This is a genomic window from Streptomyces sp. NPDC025721, from assembly GCF_055558595.1.
In genome coordinates, this window is sequence record NZ_JBVHMF010000018.1 from 130306 (window position 1) to 151659 (window position 21354).

Genomic DNA, 21354 nt, shown 5'->3' on the forward strand with positions numbered 1-21354 from the left:
AGGGGGAAATCACACAGTGGGACACATTCACCACGGGTGGGACCCCGGGAAACGGCTCGTCACGGTGTGGGACACGCCGGAGCCGTCGCTCACCGGTCCGGCCCGCTGTGGAGGAGCCGCTGCCAGGATGCCGTGTTCCCGCGCTCGCAGCCGCAGAGCACGGGGACACGGCCTCCGCTCCGGCCCTCGACAGGGCACGCCGGGCCACCGGGCCGCACGGAGCGTGCCGTGACGGGAGGTGGGCCATGACCGTCGGACCAGCCGATTCGCCGGACGCCACGACACCGGCCGGCACCCCGGCCGCCACCGGCCCTGCGCGGGCCGCGGAGGACCCGCAGGCGGACCGTCCGTCCGCCGGGGCGGCGACGGCCCCGCTGGCCCGGCTGCTGCACGGCGCGGCGCTGGTCAAGGCCACCGCGTTCGACCTGGCGATCCTGGCGGGCCACCTGCTGCTCTACCCCACGGGGATACTCCCCGCGCGGACGGCCGCCCCCTCACCGAAGACACCCGCGATAGGCCGGGCGCCCGGCGGGGCGCTGCGGCTGCCGACCGAGGGCAGGGCCCACCCGCCCGTGGTGATGCTGCACGGCTTCGTGGACAACCGGTCGGTCTTCACCCTGCTGCGCCGCTCCCTGCTGCACCACGGCTGGACACGGGTCGACGCGCTGAACTACTCACCGTTGACCTGTGACATACGCGGAGCGGCCGAGCTGCTGGGGCGGCACGTCGAGCGGATCTGCGCGGAGTCCGGGCACAGCCGGGTCGACCTGGTGGGACACAGCCTGGGCGGGCTGATCGCGCGGTACTACGTGCAGCGGCTGGGCGGTGACGCGCGGGTGCGGACGCTGGTCACGCTGGGGACGCCGCACACCGGGACCAGGGTCGTGCCGCTGCTGACGCCGCTGCCGATCGTGCGGCAGATGCGGCCGGGGTCGGCGCTGCTGGAGGAGCTGTCGCAGCCCGCGCGGGGGTGCGGGACGCGCTTTGTGTCGTTCTGGAGCGACCTCGACCAGTTGATGGTCCCGGTGGCCGCGGCGCGCCTCGAACACCCGGATCTTTCGGCGGAGAACATCCGGGTGAGCGGGATCGGCCACCTGGCACTGCCCGTGCACCGGGGTGTGGCCGCCGAGATACGGCAAGCGCTGAGCGGGAAGGAGCTCTGGAGGGGCGCGATCGACGCCGCATAACGGACACGTAACGGTCGAATATCAACCGAACACCGGGCAAGGCGGACGCCAGGTCACCGCAGAAGATTGTCGGCTCCCCGTACGGGGAGCTACAGTCACCGCTAATTCTCCTGCTGCCTAGGCGAAAGAGAAGCTGGCGGTGAACGAACGTCCTGCGTCGGGGTACGTCCCCGACTACGACGCCTACGGGTACGACGCTTATTCCACGGGCGCCTACCAGACCGTCGGCACCACCTTCGCTGACGCCGATCCGCTGTACGGCCACGCGCCCGACGCGACCGGTAGTTACGCGTATGCCCCGCAGCCCCCGCAGTACACACACGGGTACGGCTACGACACCGGTTACGGCTACGACCAGGGGCAGCCGCAGGCCCAGACCCAGGTCCAGCAGCCCCACGTACCGGCGCAGTCCCAGCCCGCCGACGCGTACGACACCGGCACGTACACCTCGTACGACACGGGCACGTACGACACGGGCGTCTACGACACCGGCATGTACGCGGCCGGGACCGGGACGTACGAGACCGGGACGTATGACACCGGCGGCTACGCGGCGTACGACCCGTACGCGACGCAGGCCGCGGGGACGTACTACGACACGGGGACGTACGACAGCACGGCGTTCTACCAGCAGCCGTATCAGGAGCCGCAGGCTCCGGCCCAACAGCCGCAGCAGGACTGGGACTCGGGCGCGTATCCGACGTACGGCTACGGGTACGGCTACGACGCCAGCGGCGACACCGGTGTGTACGAGCAGATGGCGCCGGTCCACGAGGAGCCGCAGCCGCACCCGCGGGTCGAGGAGCCGGTGGCGGAACCCGCCGCGATGACGGCCGAGTTCGAGGCGGTCGACGCGGTCGAGCCCGTGACGGCGACGGCGACGGCCGAGGCGGCCCGCGACGACGAGCCCGCCGTGGAGCACGCCTACGCGGACGCGTTCCCGGCGGACGGCGAGCCGGTGGCGCGCAGCCGACGACGAAAGCCCGCCCGGCGGTCGGCGCTGCTGACCGTGGCGGTCCCCTCCGTCGCGGTGATGGGCGTGGCGGCCGTGGGCGCGGCGGCGGTCTCCGGGGTCGGCGTCGCCGAATCCTCGAAGACGCAGGCCGACGGCGGGAGCGCGGCGACGGACGCGAACGCGCCGACGACGCAGTTCGACCGGCAGCTCGCCGGGGTGAGCGCCGACGCGAACGACTTCGCGGACCGCGCGAGCCGGACGCAGGAGCGGATCGACCTCAAGGACCGCGAGGCGGCGGCGAAGAAGGCCAAGGCGGACGCGGCGGCCCGCAAGGAGGCGCTGCGGCCGAAGTTCCTGCTGCCGGTGACGGAGAAGGGCCTCAGCGCGTACTTCGGCCAGGCCGGCGTCAACTGGATGGCGCTGCACACCGGCATCGACTTCCCCGTGTCGGTGGGGACGCCGGTCATGGCGGTCACGGACGGCACCGTCCGCACGCAGTGGAACAGCTCCTACGGCAACATGGCGATCGTCACGGCGGCCGACGGCACGGAGACGTGGTACTGCCACCTCAGCAGTACGAAGATTCGCAGCGGGTCGGTCAAGGCGGGCACCGTCATCGCCTACTCCGGCAACACCGGCAACACCACCGGTCCGCACCTGCACCTCGAGGTGCGGCCCCACGGGGGATCTCCGATCGATCCGCTGCCCTGGCTTCTGGCCCACGGGCTCGACCCCCGCTGACGCCCTGCGGGCGGGCCCACTCGCGACGTCCACCCTGCGCATGACGGTGCGCCCCGTCAGGGGCGCGGCCCCTGTGCGTTCACCCTGCGGGTGGGCTGTGCCCCGTGTGGGGCGCTGGGCCCCCCGGCCGGAGGTGGGGGGAGGAACTGCGCGGCCGGCCGCAGCGCTCCCGCAGGTCACCACCCGCCCCGGCGGGGCAGTCCGGTTGTCCCCGGACCACCCGCCGGTGGGGGCTTGTCGCGCAGTTCCCCGCGCCCCTAAAAACCAGGCCCCGCGCAAGGTGAACCCCCCGCGCCCCTAAAGACCAGGCCCCGCGCGGGAGGGGCTAGAGCTTTTCTACGGGGGCGTAGCGGAGAAGAAGCTGTTTGGGGCGTTCGTCGCCGAAATCGATGGTGGCCTTTTCGTCGCCCGGCTGGCCGGTGACGGAGATGACGGTGCCGAGGCCGAACTGGTCGTGGGTGACGCGGTCGCCGACCTTGAGGGAGATGACGGGGCGGTCACCGGAGGAGCGGCGGGTGGCGAAGCCGCCGGCGGCGCCGGACCGGCCGCGGGCGGTGACGGAGGAGGCCGCGGAGGCGGACTTGGTCATGGGCCCCGAGGACCCCCCTGCGGAGCCGAGCCGCTTCCATTCGATCAGCGTCGGCGGAATCTCCTCCAGGAAGCGCGACGGCGGGTTGTAGGAGGGCTGGCCCCAGGCGCTGCGCATCGTCGAGCGGGTCAGGTAGAGCCGTTCGCGGGCGCGGGTGATGCCGACGTAGGCGAGCCGCCGCTCCTCCTCCAGCTCCTTGACCTGGCCGAGCGCCCGCATGTGCGGGAAGACGCCGTCCTCCATGCCGGTGAGGAACACCACGGGGAATTCCAGGCCCTTGGCGGTGTGCAGGGTCATGAGGGTGATGACGCCGCCGGAGTCGTCCTCGTCGGGGATCTGGTCGGAGTCGGCGACCAGCGCGACCCGTTCCAGGAAGTCGGCGAGGGTGCCCGGCTCGTCCGCGTCCCGCTCCTGCTCGAACTCCAGGGCCACGGCGGCCAGTTCCTGGAGGTTCTCCACGCGGGTCTCGTCCTGCGGGTCGGTGGACGCCTGCAACTCGGCCAGATAGCCCGTGCGTTCCAGCACGGCCTCCAGGACGACCGCGGGGCCCGCACCGGACTCCACGATGGTGCGCAGCTCCTCCAGGAGGGTGTTGAAGCGCTTGACGGCGTTCGCCGAGCGGGCCGCCATCCCGTACGCCTCGTCCACCCGCCGCAGCGCCTGCGGGAAGGTGATCCGCTCGCGCGCGGCCAGCGCGTCGATCATCGCCTCGGCGCGGTCGCCGATGCCGCGCTTGGGCACGTTGAGGATGCGGCGCAGCGGCACGGTGTCCTCGGGGTTGGACAGCACCCGCAGATACGCCAGGACGTCGCGGACCTCGCGCCGCTCGTAGAAGCGGACGCCGCCGACGACCTTGTAGGGCAGGCCGACGCGGATGAAGACTTCCTCGAAGACACGGGACTGCGCGTTGGTGCGGTAGAAGACGGCGACGTCGCTGGGGCGGGCGTCGCCCGCGTCCGTGAGCCGGTCGATCTCCTCGGCGATGAACTGCGCTTCCTCGTGCTCCTGGTCGGCGACGTAGCCGACGATGACCGGGCCGTCGCCGGACTCGGTCCACAGGTTCTTCGCCCGCCGCCCCGCGTTGCGCTCGATGACGGCGTTGGCGGCCGTGAGGATCGTCTGCGTGGAGCGGTAGTTCTGCTCCAGCAGGATCGTGCGGGCCTGCGGGTAGTCCTCCTCGAACTGGAGGATGTTGCGGATCGTCGCGCCGCGGAAGGCGTAGATCGACTGGTCGGCGTCACCGACCACGCACAGCTCGGCCGCGTCCTCGTCCTGGTCGGTGCCGACCAGCTCGCGGACCAGCGTGTACTGGGCGATGTTGGTGTCCTGGTACTCGTCGACCAGGACGTGCCGGAAGCGCCGCCGGTAGTGCTCGGCGACGTCGGGGAACGCCTGGAGCAGATTGACGGTGGTCATGATGATGTCGTCGAAGTCCAGCGCGTTGGCGTCCCGCAGCCGCGACTGGTACATCGCGTACGCCTCGGCGAGCTTCTTCTCGAAGGGGTTCTCCGCGGTGGCCGCGAAGGTCTCCTCGTCGATCAGCTCGTTCTTCAGATTCGAGATCTTCGCGCTGAACGACTTCGGCGGGTACTGCTTGGGGTCCAGGTCGAGGTCCCGGCAGACCAGCGCCATCAGCCGCTTGGAGTCGGCGGCGTCGTAGATCGAGAACGACGAGGTGAAACCGAGCGACTTGGACTCGCGGCGCAGGATGCGCACGCACGCGCTGTGGAAGGTGGAGACCCACATCACATTGGCGCGCGGGCCGACCAGCTCCTCGACGCGCTCCTTCATCTCGCCCGCGGCCTTGTTGGTGAAGGTGATGGCGAGGATGGAGCCGGGGTGCACGTGCCGGGCGCCGAGCAGATAGGCGATCCGGTGGGTGAGCACCCGGGTCTTGCCGGAGCCCGCGCCCGCGACGATGAGCAGCGGGCCGCCCGCGTGCTCGACGGCGGCGCGCTGCTGCTCGTTGAGCCCTTCCAGGAGCTGCGCGGGGTCGGTGGCGGGCCGCGGGGCGCCGTCACGGTAATACGCGTCCCGCCCGGTGGCCTGCGGCGGCGGTCCGTCGAACCGGCCGCCGAACAGGTCGTCCGGTACGTGCTCGCCGCCGGGGCCCCCGTCCTCCGGGGGCGGCGGAGCGGTGGGGTCGGCGGGCTCGGGGGCCACATGCAGACCGTTCAGGAAGTTGTCGTCAAAGAGGCTGCTCATCGCTCCCCGAGTCTAGAGCCCGGCACCGACAGCCCACGGCCCTTCCCCGCACAGCCCCCGGCCGACACCCCACGACCCCCGTACGACGGCCCCCGGCGACCCCCCCACGACCCCTTCGCCCGGAACCCCGGCCCCCCGCCCAACGGCCGCCTCCGGGGCAACCACGTACCTTTACCCCGTAGTCCCGTTACCACGCACCGTGACAATGGGAAATGATTACGAAAAGGTATCGGGCCTATCGGACACCGCTCTTCCCAGCAGCCCGGAGCGTTGGCTACGGTCTCGCTCCAGCAGCGTCCGGATGGGCGTCCGAAAGGAGTCCGCGCGCCATGGCGACACACCGTAAGGCTCGCGCCGCGATCCTCAGCACCCCCGGCCCGCGTGCGGCCGTGGGGATCACGACGGCCGCGCTGGCCACCGTGACCCTCTTCGCGGAGAGCGCCAGCGCCGAGCCGGCCAAGCCGAAGCAGCCGAGCATCGCCGAGGTGAAGGCGAAGGTCGACGGGCTGACGCACCAGGCCGAGGTCGCCACGGAGAAGTACAACGGCATCAAGGAGTCGACCGACGCGCAGAACGCGAAGGTCAACCGGCTCCTGGAGCAGGCGGCGAAGAAGACGCAGGCGCTGAACGACTCGCGCCGGGTCCTCGGGCAGTACGCCGCCGCGCAGTACCGCACCGGGGGCGACGACTCGACCGGCCGCTACCTGCTGGCCACCGACCCGCAGTCGATGCTCGACCAGGTGCACCTGTCGGACGTGCTCGGCAAGCGGCAGCAGAAGGCCGTCGAGTCGTACCGGGTGCAGCAGGCCGCGGCCACGCAGCAGCGCATCGAGGCGGCCAAGAGCCTGGCGACGCTCACCACCCAGCAGGGCGAACTGCGCACCGCCAAGCGGGATGTGCAGGCCAAGCTGGGCGAGGCGCAGAAGCTGCTCAACAGCCTCAACGCGCAGGAGAAGGCGCGGCTCGCGGCGCTGCGGGCCAAGCAGGAGGAAGAGGCGCGCGTCAAGGCCGCCGCCATCGCGGCCAAGGAGAAGGCGGCGGCCGAGGCCGCGGCGAAGGCGGCGAAGGCCGCGAAGGACTCCTCGACGCCGACCGTGCCGAGCACGGGTTCCTCGAAGGCCGACGACGCCATCGCCTTCGCGCGCAAGCAGCTCGGCAAGCCGTACGTGTGGGGCGCGACCGGGCCGACGTCGTACGACTGCTCGGGGCTCACCCAGGCGGCGTGGAAGGCGGCCGGGGTCGATCTGCCGCGCACGACCTGGGATCAGGTGAACGTCGGCACGCGGGTGTCGGAGTCGGATCTCCGGCCGGGCGACCTGATCTTCTTCTACAGCGACATCAGCCACGTCGGCCTCTACATCGGCGGCGGCCAGATGATCCACGCGCCGCACACCGGCACCGTGGTCAAGATCGCCCCGATTACCGAAATGCCGTTCTACGGGGCGGTCCGTCCCGCATAGTCCACCCGGCATAGTCCGACTTGTCCGGACGCCGTCGCGCTCACAAACGGTAAGATCACAAAGCGATTTCGGTCACATTGCAATCCAAACTTCCCAAGGCTCGCACAAGTTGACTACGGTAGCCCGCTAGGTGGTGAGCTTCCCCGTCGGCTGAAGAGCCGACAGCGAATCACCTCCGCTCAATCCGGCCCAGGCCGGAGCCGGGGACCCAACAGCACGTGGGGTGAATCGGAACGGACGCCGCAGCAGGCGTCGGGACCGTAGGGCGACCTTCAGCCCGAACCCGTCAGCTAACCCGGTCGGCGGTATTCGGAAGGAGTCGCCTCCCTTGGCGTCGCACCGCAAGCCGCGCAATCGCATACTGTCCACGGCCGGTCCACGGGCCGCCGTCGGGATCACCACAGCGGCCCTCGCGTCGGTCACCCTGCTCAGCGAGAGCGCCAGTGCGGCGCCCGCGAAGCCCTCGATCACCGAGGTCAAGGCGCAGATCGACCAGCTCAACCAGGACGCCGAGGTAGCGACGCAGCACTTCGACGCCGCCAAGGAGAAGACCGACAACCAGCGGGCCAAGGCCAATCAGCTCCTGGAGCAGGTCGCGCAGAAGACCGCGAAGATGAACGAGACGCGGCGGGTGCTCGGGCAGTACGCCACCGCGCAGTACCGCGACGGCGGCCTCGACCAGACGACGCAGTTGCTGCTGACGGACGACCCCCAGAAGTTCTTCGACCAGTCGCACATGATGGACCGCATCTCCACCACGCAGGAACAGGCGCTGGAGACGTTCAAGGTCCAGCAGGAGCAGGCGTCCATCCAGCGCGCGCAGGCCACCAAGAGCCTCAACGAGCTGACCAGCGCGCAGAACAAGCTCGCGGCGGCGAAGAAGAACGTCCAGACGAAGCTGGCCGCCGCGCAGAAGCTGCTCAACAGCCTCAACGCGCAGGAGCGCGCCAAGCTCGCCGCGATGCGGCCCACCGCCCCGACCAACACCGCGGGCTCCTCGAACTCCTCGAACTCCACGGCGAGCAACGTCAGTTACACCTACAACGGCCCGGCGTCCGGCCGCGCCGCCGCCGCCATCCAGTTCGCGATGTCGCAGCGCGGCAAGCCGTACGGCTCCGGCCGCACCGGCCCCGACGCGTACGACTGCTCCGGGCTCACCCAGGCCGCCTACCGCGCCGCCGGTATCTCCATCGGCCGCACCACGTGGGACCAGGTCAAGGACGGCACGGCGGTCTCGCAGTCCGACCTGCGCCCCGGCGACCTGGTGTTCTTCTACTCCGGCATCAGCCACGTCGGCATGTACATCGGCAACGGCCAGATCGTGCACGCCCCGCACAGCGGCGCGGTCGTCGAGGTCGCCCCGATGAGCTGGATGCCCTTCGCTGCGGCCCGCCGCATCGCCTGAGCCGTATCACCAGGGCCCGCACCGCCTGAGCCCGTGCAGTCTGAGCCCGTATCGCCTGAACCCGTGCAGCCTGAACCCGCGTCCGCGGAGCCTCAGGACCGCCGGGCTCACAGCCCCGCATAGCACCCCGTGCCCGGTCGGACCTCCCGACCGGGCACTTTGGTCAGCAGGCGCGCGCATATGACCGGGTCACCCGTCGAACGGCGGTCGTTTACGGTCACGGGCCGGTCGAATCGGAGCAGTCCCGGTCTCCTTCCCCTGGCGCACCCCCGGTCAGGTTTAGCGTCGCTCCCCAGGTGACCGATCCCCACAGCCGTCAGGACCGTGGCGGCGCGGTCACCCCCGCCGAAGGTCCGGCGGCGCTCTGCTCCCCCGTGCAGGCGTCGCCGGGCCTCCGCGCGGGCCCGTCGGAGCACTGGAAGGAATGACGGCCGCATGGCCTCCCACAGTCCCGCCTCACACCGCAGAACCTCGGCGGCGCGTACGTCCGCCCGCACGTCGGCGCTCACCGCGACCCGCGCCGCCCTCACCGTGGCGCTCGCGTCCGCCGCCTCCGTGAGCCTGCTCGGCGAATCCGCCCTCGCGGACCCGCGGCCGCAGGCACCGGCCTCGCTCAGCGAGGTGAAGGACCAGGTCGACATGCTCTACCGGCAGGCAGAGGCCGCCACCGAGCAGTACAACGGCGCGAAGGAGCAGGCCGATCAGGCCCGCGCCGCGGTCGCCGATCTGCAGAACGAACTGGCCCGCAAGACCGCGCGGCTGAACGCCACCCGCGACACGATCGGCGCCCTCGCGGCGGCGCAGTACCGCACCGGCTCGCTCGACCCCAGCGTGCAGCTCGCGCTCAGCTCCTCGCCCGACACGTATCTGGACCGGGCCGGGATGCTCAACCGCCTCGACTCGCGGACGGCGACCGCGCTCGCGCAGCTCACCGAGGAGCAGCGGGACGTCACCCGTACCCATGACGCGGCCGACGCGAAACTCGACGCGCTCAAGGAGGCGCAGTCCAAGCTGGCCGCGCGCAAAGCGACCGTGCAGGGCAAGCTGCGGGCGGCGCGGGCGCTGCTCGACCGGCTGACGGCCGCCCAGCGCGCGGCCGTCGAGGCCGCCGACACCCCGTCGTCGGGACCGGCCGCCGCGAGCCGCGCCAGCGCCCGTACGCCGCTGCCCGGCGACACGACGCCCGTCGCCGCGCCGTCCTCGCGCGCCGCCCAGGCCGTCGCCTTCGCCTACCGCGCGCTCGGCCTGCCGTACGTCTGGGGCTCCACCGGGCCCAACTCGTACGACTGTTCCGGCCTCACCCAGGCCGCCTGGAGGGCCGCGGGGGTCTCGCTCCCGCGCACCACGTACACCCAGATCAACGCGGGCACCCGGGTCTCCGAGTCCCAGCTCCAACCCGGTGACCTGGTCTTCTTCTACTCCGGCATCAGCCACGTGGGCCTCTACATCGGCAACGGCCAGATGATCCACGCCCCGCACCCGGGCGCCCCGGTCCGTATCGCCCCGATCTCCGAGATGCCCTTCGCGGGAGCCACCCGCCCCACCTGACCGAGGCCGCCCGCCCGCTGAGCCCGGCCGTCGGCCCGTCCGCCCCGCCCGCTGAGCCCGGCCGTCGGCCCGTCCGCCCCGCCCACCGGTCCGTACGTCAGATGTTGATACGAAATCCGGACAAGCTCTTCTCCTGACGAACCGCCCGACTCCGGGCAGACTTGCCCCATGACGTCTACGCCGCTGAGCAAGGGTGCGAATGTGCCGGTCGCCGTGCCCGCCGTACGGGCCGAACTGGCCTGGGGAGCGGGCGGCGGGCCCGACGCCGACGCGTCGGCGCTGCTGCTGGCGGGCGGCGGGAAGGTGCGGGACGACGCCGACTTCGTCTTCTACAACCAGCCAGGACACGCGTCGGGGGCCGTACGGCACGCGGGGAAGCGGCAGGCGGCCGTGGTCACCGACACCATCGAGGTGGACCTGGCGCGCGTCGAGCCGGGGATCGAGCGGATCATGCTGTGCGCGTCCGCCGACGGCGGCACCTTCGGCGCGATGACCGGCCTCGGGCTGCGGCTGCTGGACGCGGCGTCCGGCGCCGAACTGGCGTACTTCCCGGTCACCGCGACATCCGAGACGGCGCTCGTCGCGGGTGAGCTGTACCGGCGCGGCGACGGCTGGAAATTCCGCGCGATCGGCCAGGGGTACGCCTCGGGCCTCGCGGGGCTCGCCACCGATTTCGGCATCAGCGTGGACGCGGAGGAGGAGGAAGCGGCGCCCGTTCCCGTGACGGCGCCCGCCGCCGCGCCGCCGATGCCCGCCGCGCCCCCGCCGCCCGCGTCCCCGTACGCGGCGCCCTCGCCGTACGGCTCTGCGCCCGCCCAGCCCGCTTCCCCGTACGGCTCTGCGCCCGCCCAGCCCGCTTCCCCGTACGGCTCTGCGTACGGCGCGCAGCCCGCGTCCGGATACGCGTCGGCGCCTGCCCCCGGCTCCGGCGCGCCCTCGCTCGTCAAGGGCGAGGAGCACCTGCCGGTCGACATGCGCAAGCGGCTGTCGCTGCGCAAGGAGCAGGTCGCGGTGAGCCTGCGCAAGCACGGCGCCGACAACGTCCGGGCGCGGGTGATCATCGTGCTGGACGCGTCGGGGTCGATGTCCCACCTGTACTCGCGGCGCGTGGTGCACGACGTGGTGGAGCGGATGGCGGCCGTGGCCGCCGCGCTCGTACCGGACGGCGTCATGCAGGCGTGGACCTTCGCCAGCAACCCGGCGCGGCTGCCCGACCTCGACCTCGGCTCGCTGCCGCAGTGGCTGGAACTGCACGTCCGGGTCGGCGCGATCGGCATCTTCAAGCGCCGCAAGCCGTCTCCGAACGGCCAGGTGGACATGAAGCTGGTCGGCTTCGGCAACGAGGAGCAGAAGGTCATCGCGCAGGTACGGGACTACGTGCGCGGCGAGCCGTCCGCCGCCCCGACCCTCGTGCTCTTCTTCTCCGACGGCGGTGTCTACCGCAACGCGGAGATCGAGCGCGAGCTGCGCGGGGCCGTCGAGGAGCCGCTGTTCTGGCAGTTCGTCGGACTCGGCCAGTCCAACTACGGCGTCCTGGAGCGCTTCGACACCATGACCGGCCGCCGCGTGGACAACGTCGGCTTCTTCGCCGTCGACGACATCGCCAGCCTCTCCGACGCCGAGCTGTACGACCGCCTGCTCACCGAGTTCCCGACCTGGCTGAAGGCCGCGACGGCCGCGGGCATTCTGCGCTGAGCACGGCGACGGCCGCGGGCATCCTGCGCTGAGCGCGCGCCCGCGGCCGTGCGCCTCCGCCGGTCGCCGGGTCAGTACCGCCCGGCGACGAGCAGCAGCAGCGCGCCGAGGACGGCCAGCCCGGCCGCCGAGGCGAGCGACGCCAGCCAGGCCCGCGTCCACCGCGGCGCCCGTACGGACCCGTCCCCCGAGGTGCCGGGGCCGCCTCCCGGCTCCGCCCACAGGTAGCCGAAGAAACCGGCCCCCGTCACCGCGCACGCCAGAAGCCACGCGGGGCCGCTCGCGCGCCGGTGCCGGGTCACCGCCAGCGTCCGTACGACCACCAGGAGACCGGCGAGCAGCGCCGCCGCCCGCAGCCACGCCCACGGGGTGAGCAGGACGTAGGCGACGGGCACCAGCAGCGTCAGGCCCCCGGCGCCGTAGGAGCTGTCGAAGCTCCGTACGGCGAGGCCGTCGGCCGCGGGTCCCGCCTGCCGCCTGATGTCCGCGGTGAACTCCCCGACGACACCGTTCCGGCCGCCGGGGAAGGGGTTCGCGGGCCGGTAGGTGTACTGCCGTTCGGTCAGCGGCCCGGCGCTCCAGCGGACGGTGATCCCGTCGGAGCCCTGGTCGTCGACCCGTACCGAGTGGGTCCGCCCGGCCTCGATGTCCCGCGCCAGGGCGCCGGTCGACCCGCCGCCCGGCACGATCCGCAGCAGGACGGTGGCGAACGACAGCACCAGCACGGCGAGCAGCGCCCAGCGGGCGGGCCCCCAGAGCCGGTCGAGCCGGGCGGCGGGCCCGGAGCCGTGACCGCCGGAGCCCGGCCCCCCGGGCTCCCCGCCGTCCGGTGCGGCGGGGAGCGTGGCCTGCGGACCGGTGGTCACTCGACGCTCACCGTGACGGACCAGTAGTACTCCTGGTACACGCTCGCTCCTCCGTAGCCCTGCTTGATGTCCGGGACCCCGAAGTGGAAGGCGGACGCGGTGCCGGTGTCGTTGAACGCGGCGAAGGCCACGGTCATGGAGTGGTCCTTCTTGTTCTGGTTGATCACCTGGTACACGAGGTCGTAGCCGCCGGTGAAGGCTTCGGGGACCTTGGTGCCCACGCGCCCCCTGGTGGCCATGCCGCTGAGGTCCTTGGGCAGGTTCTTCATCTTCTCCCCGAGGTTCTTCCCGTCGACATAGTCGTCCTGGCCTCCGAGCGCGTCAATGTCGGCCCCGAAGTCGGCGTCCGAGACCGCCCTGGCCAGATTCTTGATGATCTGGAGACTGTGGCCGTTGAACGCCAACTGCTTGGTGAGCAGGCTGTTCGCGTCGAAGGGCACATTGGCGCCCTTGCCGCCGAGCCACAGTTGCAGCAGGTCGGTCCAGGTCAGTTGCGGCGAGTTGCCACCCATCTGGTTGCAGGCGGCCATGGTGCCGGAGGTCACGGACGCGCCGACCTTGCAGGGGTTGGTGTTCCCGGCGAGGGCGAGGACGTAGTCGCGCAGTTCCTTGGCCAGCGCCGCGTGGACGTTCTTCTCGTTCTTGTCGTCCTTCCAGGTGTTCTGCTGGAGCGCGGCGAGCGCGTTCTGGCAGGCCCGGTCGCAGCCGCCGCTGCCACTGCTGTTGCTGTTGCCGTTGCCTTTGCCGCCGCTGTGGGACGGCCGGTTCCCCGGGTCGCGGTCCGGGTGGTAGACCGAGCCCTTGCCGGGCACGCCGTTGTGGCAGCCGGTGATGACACCGGTCATGCACTCGGGAACGCCCTCGCCGGTCGGGTCGGCGAGCCCGGTGGGATTGTCGGCGGCGTAGACGTAGCCGTTGAGGGTCTGCGCCTTGTCGGTCTGGAGCAGCGGGTCGACGCTGATGAAGCGGCCGGTCGACGGGTCATACTCGCGGGCGCCGATGTGGACGAGTCCGGTGCCGGTGTCCGCGGGCTTGCCGAGGAAGGTCTTGTCGTCGGGCCACGCCGTCGCGGGCGCGCTGCCGCGGGCGGCGCCGAACGGGTCGGTGTAGCGCTTGGTGACGGCCTGCGTGCCGGCGTCCACCGCGAGGCTGCTGGTGCCGTGGTTGTCGCCCGCGAGCCAGGTCAGGGTGGTGGCGCCGGACTGGGTGGAGCGCACCGCGATCGCCGGTCCCCCGGCGCCCGCGGTGTACGTGCGGACCGCCCAGGTGGTGGTCTTCCCGGCGCTGACCTTGCTGTGGATCTCGGTGGCGCCCAGGTAGACGACGCTCTCGCCGTCGCCCGCGGACGCCCGGCGGATCAGCAGGTTGTCACCCGCGTCGTAGAGGTAGTCGGTGACCTTGGCGCCCTCGGTGGTCCTGGTCAGGTCGCCCTCGCTGTTCCAGGCCAGCGTCTGCGAAGTGCCGCTCGGGCCGGGCCGCTTGGTGGTGTCGCCCGCCTCGTCGTAGCCGTACGTGGCGGTCGCCCCGGTGCAGCTCGCCGCCGCCGTGACGGTGGTCAGGGCGTGCGGGTGGGCGGAGTCGTTGTAGCAGGACTGGGCGGTGCTGTCGCCGGTCGCGGTGTGCTGGGTCCGGGTGAGCCGCAGCCCCGCCGGGTTGTAGGTCCAGCCGGTGGAGTACGGGGCCGCGCCGCCGGTCGTGGTGCTCGCGCAGTCGGCGTTGGCGGGCGTCCAGGCGCTAGTCATCCGCTGGTAGCCGTCGTAGCCGAAGCACTGCGTGTCGGCCTGCGCGGTGCCGCCCTGCGTGGTCGGGTCGGCGATCTTGGTGACGTTCCCGGCGTCGTCGTAGCTGTAGTTGAGGTCCTGCGTCATGTACGCGTGGGTCTGGTCGGTGACCGAGGAGCGGGTCAGCCGGCTGGTGCCCTCCTCGTAGACGTTGGTGATGTACGCCTTCTTCACCCCGGACGCCGCGGTGGCCAGGGTGAGTTGCTGCGGTTCGCCGAGCGCGGAGTAGGCGGTGTCCTGGAGGTAGCCGCTGGTGCCGGTGGCGGTCTCGATCTGGCCGGTCGGCGTGTAGCCGTAGCTGACCGACTCCTGCGGCAGGCCGCCGACGGCGGGCTCGGTGGTGTGCTGGAGGCTGCCGTCGACGTTGTAGTAGGCGGAGTAGCTGTAACTGGCCTTCGCCGCACCGGACTTCACCAGCGGGTCGTTGGCGTCGAGGTCGATCTCGCTGCCGGTGACGTGGTAGGCGTCGTCGTACGCGGTGACCTTCTGGGTGTACGCCTTCCCGGCCAGTCCGCCGTCGTAGCGGGTGGAGGTGTCGAGCTGTCCCGCGGCGGCCGTGTCGTACGTCCACGCGGCGATCTTCGTCGCGTCGGTCCTGGCCGTCTCCCACTCGCCGGTCTTGCGGCCGAGCGTGTCGTAATCGAACAGCAGCGTCTTGTGCGTGGAGCCGGTCGTCGTGGCGATCTGGTCGAGCGCGTTGTACGTGGTCGACGTGGCGCCCATGTCCGGGTCGTTCGCGGAGACCTGACGGCCGAACAGGTCGTAGCCCCAGCTCCACTTGGCGTTGTCGGGGCCGGTGGCGGTGGACTGCTTGCCGTCCCTGGTCAGGCCGTACAGGGTGCTGGTGTGCGCGGGCAGCGGGGCGGCGCCGCCGTAGTCCGCGTCGGCGGGCGAGGCGCCCGAGTAGTCGCGGCGCTCGACGGTGCGGCCGAGCGCGTCGGTGATCACGCGGGAGGCGGTGCCGCCCGGCTGGGCGCTGGTGGCCGTCGAGTCACCGGTGTACGTCGAGGTGACGGTGACGCCCTTCTGCACGCCGTAGACGAGCAGCTTGTCGGAGGTGGTGCGGCCCGCGCCGTCGAAGGTGATCTCGTGCTGGGTGGGCGCGCCGCCGTATTCGGCGCGGGCGTACGTGCCGCTCGGCGTGTGGTCCTGGTCGAAGATCCCGGCGAAGGTCTCGTACGCCAACCCCCGTGAGTCGTAACGGGTGTCGGTGAGGACCCGGCCGCCCAGCGGGCTCGGCGACTGCGTCTGGAGCGGGCGCAGCAGCGCGTCGTCGATCTGGTAGGTGACCCTGCGGACGTTGTTCGGGCCGAGCGTGGAGGTGCTGACGTACGGCGCCGAGCCGCGCTCCATGTGGTAGCCGTAGACGATGCTGGCGCTGTCGCCCGCCGACTTGACGCGGCCCGGCTGCCACACGCCGGTCAGCCGCCCCAGACCGTCGTAGGTCAGCTCGGTCTTCTTGGTGTTGACGTCGTAGGTGGTGGTCGGCAGGCCGCGCAGACCGTCGTAGAAGGTCGTGGTCTTCTGGCTCTTGGCGTTGGTGATCACCGAACGGGTCGGGACGCCCGCGCCGGTCGGGGTGTAGGTGTTGGACGTCGGGTTGCCCGCGCCGTCCTTGGCGAGGGTCATCCGGCCGAGGGTGTCGTAGGCCGAGGTGCCCGTGGTCTGCCAACTACTGGGGTTGCGGTCGCCGTTGGCGTCCGCGCCCGCCGGGTACGCGGCGGCCCGGCCCTTCCACATCGCGTCGCCCTTGGCCGGGCTCTGGTTCGCGGTCCAGGCCGTCGCGGCCGAACTGTCGTAGACGGTCGCGGTGTCGGCGAGCACATCGCCGCGCGTGGTGCTGTTCGCGGGCAGCGACAGCGACGCGTCGGCGGTGCCGCACGGCTGGCCGACCGTACGGACCCTGGAGGTCAGGGAGTTGATGCCCGCGCTGTCGTTGCGGGCGTACCAGGTGCGGGTGCACGTCTCGTCGCCGCTCTTGGCGGTGTCGCCCGCGTCGTCGACCGTGACCGGCATGCCGTAGGAGTCGTACGTGCTGGCCGTGGTGCTGGTGCGCCACTTGGCGGGCACGGTCAGATAGGTGTCGGAGTACGTCTTCGCGGTGCGCACGTAGTACGCCTCGACGTCGGCGTACGACTTGTGCTGCGTGGCGGTCCTGACCGACCACGGGTCGTTGACGGTCGCCGAGACGGGCGTGTCCCCGTTGTAGGTGACCTGTTGGCGCTGGAAGCCCGCGTACTGGTCGGAGTCGGTGAGCGCCGCCGTGGTCAGTCCCGGCACGGTCAGCCCCGCCACGGTCACCGTACGGGTGCCGCCCGCCTTCACCTTGTCGCCGTTCATGCCCTGCATGTAGCGGGTGACGGTCCTGAGCCGGTTGCCCGCGCCGGTCCCGGAGTACGAGGTGACCGTGCCGTAGCCGCGGAAGACCGACCAGGTGCGCTCGTCGTCGGGCGTGAACGGGCTGTCGTTGTAGTGCCAGGCCGGGTCGGTGTAGACGTAACTCTGCTCCAGCGCCTCGTTGTTGCCCGCCGGGTCGGAGGTGGTGACGTCCACGACGCGGTACTTGTGGAACCAGTCGAGCCCGGCGTCCTCGGCGCCGTTGATGTGCCAGTACTGCGGATAGCAGTTCATGGTGTCGCTGTCCTCGGCGGCGGGCATGTGCGAGCCGCGCACGCACTCCGGCGTCGACATCGTGACGCTGGTGACCGCGCCGGTCTCCGAGGTGACCGACTGGATGCGGGGCCGGTGCAGCGGCAGGATGTCGTCGGTGGCGTCGACCCGGTTCGCCAGCATCTGGTAGGTGAACGACACCGGGTCCAGCGGGACCGCGGTGCCGGCCTCGCCGGTCCGCTTGATCGAGTCGAGCACCAGCGTCTGGTCGCTGCTGTCGCCGAGGTCACCGGCGTCCAGGTACTTCTCCGCCAGCGCCCAGGTGTCGACGGGCGTGTACGAGGTCCCCGAGAGCACCAGGGCCTGCACCGAGGTGAGGCGCTTGCGGGTGAAGAACGACGGCGCCTGGGCGGCGCAGTCGGTGTCGGACGCGCCGGAGGCGCAGATCGCGTCGAAGGGCACGTCGGGCCAGTTGTGCGCGGTGTCCTTGGTCAGCTTCGAGCAGTCCGAGGCGGTGCAGCGCTCGGTGTAGCCGAAGGTCACCTCGTAGGGCGCGGTGGCGCTGAAGAGCGTGTCGGAGCGCTGCCCGTAGAGGATCTTGTCGAGGTGACCGCCGCGCGTGTAGGAGGCGTTGGCGGTCTTCGAGCCGTTCTTCTTGTAGAAGTTGGACTCCGCCGTGTACCAGTACGACTCGGCGTTGCCGTGGGTGTCGACGACGTAGTCGAGGTTCCAGCGCCACGCCTGGTTGTAGGAGCGGTCGGCGAAGGCGCTGCCCTTGGCGTAGCCGGGCTCGCCGGAGTCGTCGCCGAACACCGGGACGGTCCATACGGAGTTGGTGCGCTGCGTGCCCGCGCCGGTGAGCTTGTTGAGGCCGAAGACGTACTGGGTGCCGTCGCCGGTCGTCACCGTCCAGTACTCGCCCGCGCCGTCCACGCTGTCGCCCTCGTCGCCGTTGTCGGCGCCCGTGGAGTGGGTGACGGTGGAGGCGTCGTCGTCGGCCAGCCGCCACTTCCCCGTGGTGTCGTCCTTGACCAGCTCCGTGGACTTGCCGTTCAGGACGACCGAGGCGTTGTCGAACTTCCAGCACTGGTCGAAGACCTCGGCGTGCCCGTCCTTGTCGCAACCGCCGTACTGGCGCTCGACGTAGGAGTCGGCGGAGACGGTGAAGCCCTCACCGACCTGCGAGCCCTGGTTGTTGGTCGATGCGGTGCGGCCGTCGATGCTGCCGGAGTCGTAGGTGAGCGTCACCGCGGGCACCGGGCCCGCGACGGACGGGGCGACCTCCATCGGGTACGACCAGTCGAAGGAGCCGGAGGAGGTGCCCGCCGACCACTTGGAGGACGCCGACAGGGGGGTGGCGCCGTAGTCGCCGCTGCCCTTGGCGGACTCGCCGCTGTCGGCGGTGACGGCGAAGGCGCTCAGGGTGCCGGCGTCGGTACCGGCCGTGGCGGGGGCGTCGTCGGTGGCGTCAGCGCTGGCGTCACCACCGGCACCGGCACCGGCATCGGCACTGACGTCGGCCGAAACCGTCTGCCGGGCAAGGTCGTTGGTGGACGAAGGGACCGGGGTCCGGGTCCTGCACCGCGCCTTCTGCGGGGTGGTCAGGGCGCACGCCGGGAGCCGCACCAGGCGCAGGCGGCCGGACCAGTCGCCGCCGTAGGCGGAGGCGAAGGAGGAGTAGTCGACGGAGACGTGGGCGCGTGCGCCGGCCGGGCCGGTGTGCGCGGCGGAGGCCGAACTCGCCTCGCGCGCCCGCGGTGTGACGGCGAGCAGCACACCTCGTACGCCTGCCGCGTCCGTCGCGGCCCGGTCCAGGACGGTGACCTCGGAGGTGCCGGACGCGGCGCTCTTGAGGGTGCTGCCCTTGGGCCAGGTCGTGTGCTGCTCGGCGAGCGCGCGCCGCGCGCTCCGGTCGTCGGCCGCCTTGCCCGCCGCGGCCTTCGCGCGGGCCTGCTGCGCGCCGAGGCCCGCGGTGTGCACCGTGCCGTTGCGCGGCGCGGGCAGATCGGGGCGGCCCAGCGGCCCCGGCGCGGCGTGCGCGAGCGGGCTCAGCCCGACCGGCACGGTCAGCGCGGCGGCGAGCGCCACGACGAACAGCTTGGCGCGCCTGCCCGGCAGGTACGCGCGGGCGCGTGCCCGCCGCCCGCGGCCGGCGAATCCCGATCTCACGATGACAACCCCCTGGTGAATGACGGCCGCGGACCGGAGCACCGCGGCACGAGCAGTCCCGACACCGGCCGCGGACGGACATCCCGCCCCGCGGCCGTACAACCCCACGAACGATCACCACGCGCCTGGCCGGGCCGGTCCGTCCCGCCCCGCCCGGCGGCCGTCACCCGCCGACGACCGCGGCGGCCCGTTCCCGACGCGCCGCCGCCCCGGCCGTGTCGCCGCCGCCGGAGGAGAGGGCCGTTCGCGAGGCGACGGCCCCGGACGGGGCGGAAGCCGTGGACGCTTTTGTATTCGCGCGGGAATCCGGACGGGCGGAATCCGTATAGCCGGAATCCGGAGCGGCGGAATCCGGAGCGGCGGAATCCGGACGACCGGAATCCGTAGGTGACGTCGGCAGGGGCGGCACTCCCGGAATGGCTCCCGTCGTCGGCGGTACGGCGGCGCTCACACGCACCGCACCCGCCGCGCGCGGCCTCAACCGCCCCTCGCGCACGCCGAACAGCCCCGCTCCACCCCGAGCCATTTCCCCCACCCCACGCTCAGCGATACCTACAGCCGCGTATCGAATCACCGGTCGCCGGGTGGTGACTACGAACCCCCGTGTTCGTAAGGATTGGCGCGGAACGGCGAGGCCGGCCGAATAGCGGAGCGCGCCGGAAAGGCATACGTGCCGGGGGCACCTTCCCGGCGGCCGGAATAACCGGTTGGCCGCGGACGGCCGCGCCTCAATACTGTCCCGGTGTTCACCGACGACGACGATGCCGTGCTCTACGACCTGCTCAATCAGTGGGACCCCGAGCGGTCACCCGGCGACCGGTTCTACACCGACCTGGTCATGGCCGCCGACTCCGTTCTCGACGTGGGCTGCGGCACCGGCATGACGCTGCATCACGCGCGGGCGCTGGGCCACCACGGCCGTCTGGTCGGCCTCGACCCGCACCCCCCGTCCCTGCGCCGGGCCCGGCGCCGTACCGACATCGAGTGGCTCGACGGCCGCGCCGCCGACGCCCCGCCCGGCGCCGGTTTCGACCTGGCGATCATGACCGGGCACGCCTTCCAGTGCCTGCTCACCGACGACGACATCCGCGACTCGCTCGCCGCTGTCCGCGCCGCCCTGCGCCCCGGCGGCCGTTTCGTCTTCGAGACCCGCCACCCCCAGGCCCGCGCCTGGCTGTCCTGGACCCCCGGTCACCCCGTCACGACCACCCACCCCACCGCCGGTCCGCTCCGCGTCTGGCACAGCGTCGACTCCGTCACCCCCGACCTCGTCACCTTCACCACCACCACCGCCGCCCCGGACGGCACCCCCCTCCACACCGACCGCTCCACCCTCCGCTTCCTCTCCGAGCCCGCCCTCGACACCTTCCTCACCGCCGCGGGCTTCCGCACCGAGTCCCGCTACGGCGACTGGCCCCGCACCCCGATCACCCCGGCCAGCCGCGAGATCATCACCGTCGCCCTGGCCTGACCCCCGCCCTTCAGACGGGCCTGGCCGCCAACAGGTAGCCCTGGGGCTGGCGTTCGTCCGGGGCCGGAGCGCGGGTCGTGGTGGCGGTGACGGTGAGGCCGGCGGATTCGGCGAGGGCGGTGATACGGGCGGGGGGATGCCAGTAGACATCGAGGGAGATGGGGTGGCCGTAGCCGTGGGAGAGGTGGTGGCGGGTGTCGCCGATCTTGTAGGCCACGGCGAGCGGGGCGCCGGGGGCCAGGACGCGGTGGAATTCGGCGAAGACGCGCGGCAGCAGGCGCGGGGGCAGGTGGATGATCGAGTACCAGGCGACGAGGCCGCCGAGGGAGCCGTCCGGGAGGTCCAGGTCGGTCATCGAGCCGACGTCGAAGCGCAGTCCGGGCAGATCGCGGCGGGCCACGGCGACCATCTCGGGCGAGAGGTCGACGCCGAAGACGTCGAGTCCCAGCTCCGCCAGATACCCGGTGATCCGGCCGGGGCCGCATCCGATGTCCGCCACCGGCCTTCCCCGCTGGGCCAGTTCGGCGAACGCCCCCAGCGTCGCGCGGTCCAGGACGCCGGCCGCCAGCGCGTCCCGCAGCAGGTCGGCGTAGCTGTCGGCGACGGTGTCGTAGGCCGCGCGGATGTCCGTCAGGTCGGTGGATTCCGTCATGCGGGCGACCGTATCGCCGC

Annotated in this window: 12 protein-coding genes and 1 riboswitch; of the genes, 8 read left to right on the forward strand and 4 right to left on the reverse strand. The window is 71.8% G+C overall.

The window, feature by feature from the left end; genetic code table 11:
* The first annotated feature begins 245 nt into the window (after positions 1-245).
* On the forward strand, positions 246-1187 hold the full coding sequence (locus tag ACZ4EF_RS24195; RefSeq protein ID WP_401855637.1) for an alpha/beta hydrolase: 942 nt from the start codon (positions 246-248) through the stop codon (positions 1185-1187).
* A 139-nt stretch (positions 1188-1326) separates the two neighbouring features.
* Positions 1327-2883, forward strand: a complete 1557-nt coding sequence (locus tag ACZ4EF_RS24200) for a M23 family metallopeptidase (RefSeq protein WP_467506374.1) — start codon at positions 1327-1329, stop codon at positions 2881-2883.
* A 325-nt stretch (positions 2884-3208) separates the two neighbouring features.
* On the opposite strand, the gene pcrA is transcribed toward ACZ4EF_RS24200, so the two are convergent.
* Complete coding sequence (pcrA, locus tag ACZ4EF_RS24205) at positions 3209-5677, reverse strand: DNA helicase PcrA (protein WP_391123490.1); 2469 nt, start codon at positions 5675-5677, stop codon at positions 3209-3211.
* Between the two features lie 329 nt (positions 5678-6006).
* Between pcrA and ACZ4EF_RS24210 the strand changes: the two genes are divergently transcribed.
* From ACZ4EF_RS24210 to ACZ4EF_RS24230, 5 genes are all read left to right on the forward strand, one after another.
* Complete coding sequence (locus ACZ4EF_RS24210) at positions 6007-7137, forward strand: C40 family peptidase (RefSeq protein ID WP_355336829.1); 1131 nt, start codon at positions 6007-6009, stop codon at positions 7135-7137.
* Between the two features lie 166 nt (positions 7138-7303).
* A riboswitch (cyclic di-AMP (ydaO/yuaA leader) is annotated at positions 7304-7457 on the forward strand.
* A gap of 8 nt (positions 7458-7465) precedes the next feature.
* Positions 7466-8542, forward strand: a complete 1077-nt coding sequence (locus ACZ4EF_RS24215; RefSeq protein ID WP_467506375.1) for a C40 family peptidase — start codon at positions 7466-7468, stop codon at positions 8540-8542.
* A 296-nt stretch (positions 8543-8838) separates the two neighbouring features.
* Positions 8839-8970: a hypothetical protein gene (locus tag ACZ4EF_RS24220; RefSeq protein WP_355336827.1), complete on the forward strand. Its 132-nt coding sequence runs from the start codon at positions 8839-8841 to the stop codon at positions 8968-8970.
* Between the two features lie 7 nt (positions 8971-8977).
* A complete protein-coding gene (locus tag ACZ4EF_RS24225; RefSeq protein ID WP_467506376.1) occupies positions 8978-10090 on the forward strand; it encodes a C40 family peptidase in 1113 nt (370 codons plus the stop codon).
* Positions 10091-10258: 168 nt separating this feature from the next.
* On the forward strand, positions 10259-11785 hold the full coding sequence (locus ACZ4EF_RS24230; protein ID WP_467346749.1) for a VWA domain-containing protein: 1527 nt from the start codon (positions 10259-10261) through the stop codon (positions 11783-11785).
* 71 nt (positions 11786-11856) lie between these two features.
* Here the strand turns inward: ACZ4EF_RS24230 and ACZ4EF_RS24235 are convergent, their stop codons facing one another.
* On the reverse strand, positions 11857-12651 hold the full coding sequence (locus ACZ4EF_RS24235) for a hypothetical protein (RefSeq protein ID WP_467346748.1): 795 nt from the start codon (positions 12649-12651) through the stop codon (positions 11857-11859).
* Positions 12648-19211: an RHS repeat domain-containing protein gene (locus tag ACZ4EF_RS24240; protein ID WP_467506377.1), complete on the reverse strand. Its 6564-nt coding sequence runs from the start codon at positions 19209-19211 to the stop codon at positions 12648-12650. The genes ACZ4EF_RS24235 and ACZ4EF_RS24240 overlap by 4 nt, the downstream gene beginning before the upstream one ends.
* A gap of 742 nt (positions 19212-19953) precedes the next feature.
* On the opposite strand from ACZ4EF_RS24240, the gene ACZ4EF_RS24245 reads away from it, so the two are divergent.
* Complete coding sequence (locus ACZ4EF_RS24245; RefSeq protein ID WP_467506378.1) at positions 19954-20682, forward strand: class I SAM-dependent methyltransferase; 729 nt, start codon at positions 19954-19956, stop codon at positions 20680-20682.
* Between the two features lie 10 nt (positions 20683-20692).
* Here ACZ4EF_RS24245 and ACZ4EF_RS24250 read toward each other — a convergent pair whose 3' ends face one another.
* Positions 20693-21334 (reverse strand): class I SAM-dependent DNA methyltransferase, encoded by a 642-nt coding sequence (locus ACZ4EF_RS24250; protein WP_355336821.1) that lies wholly within the window; start codon positions 21332-21334, stop codon positions 20693-20695.
* Positions 21335-21354: the final 20 nt, after the last annotated feature.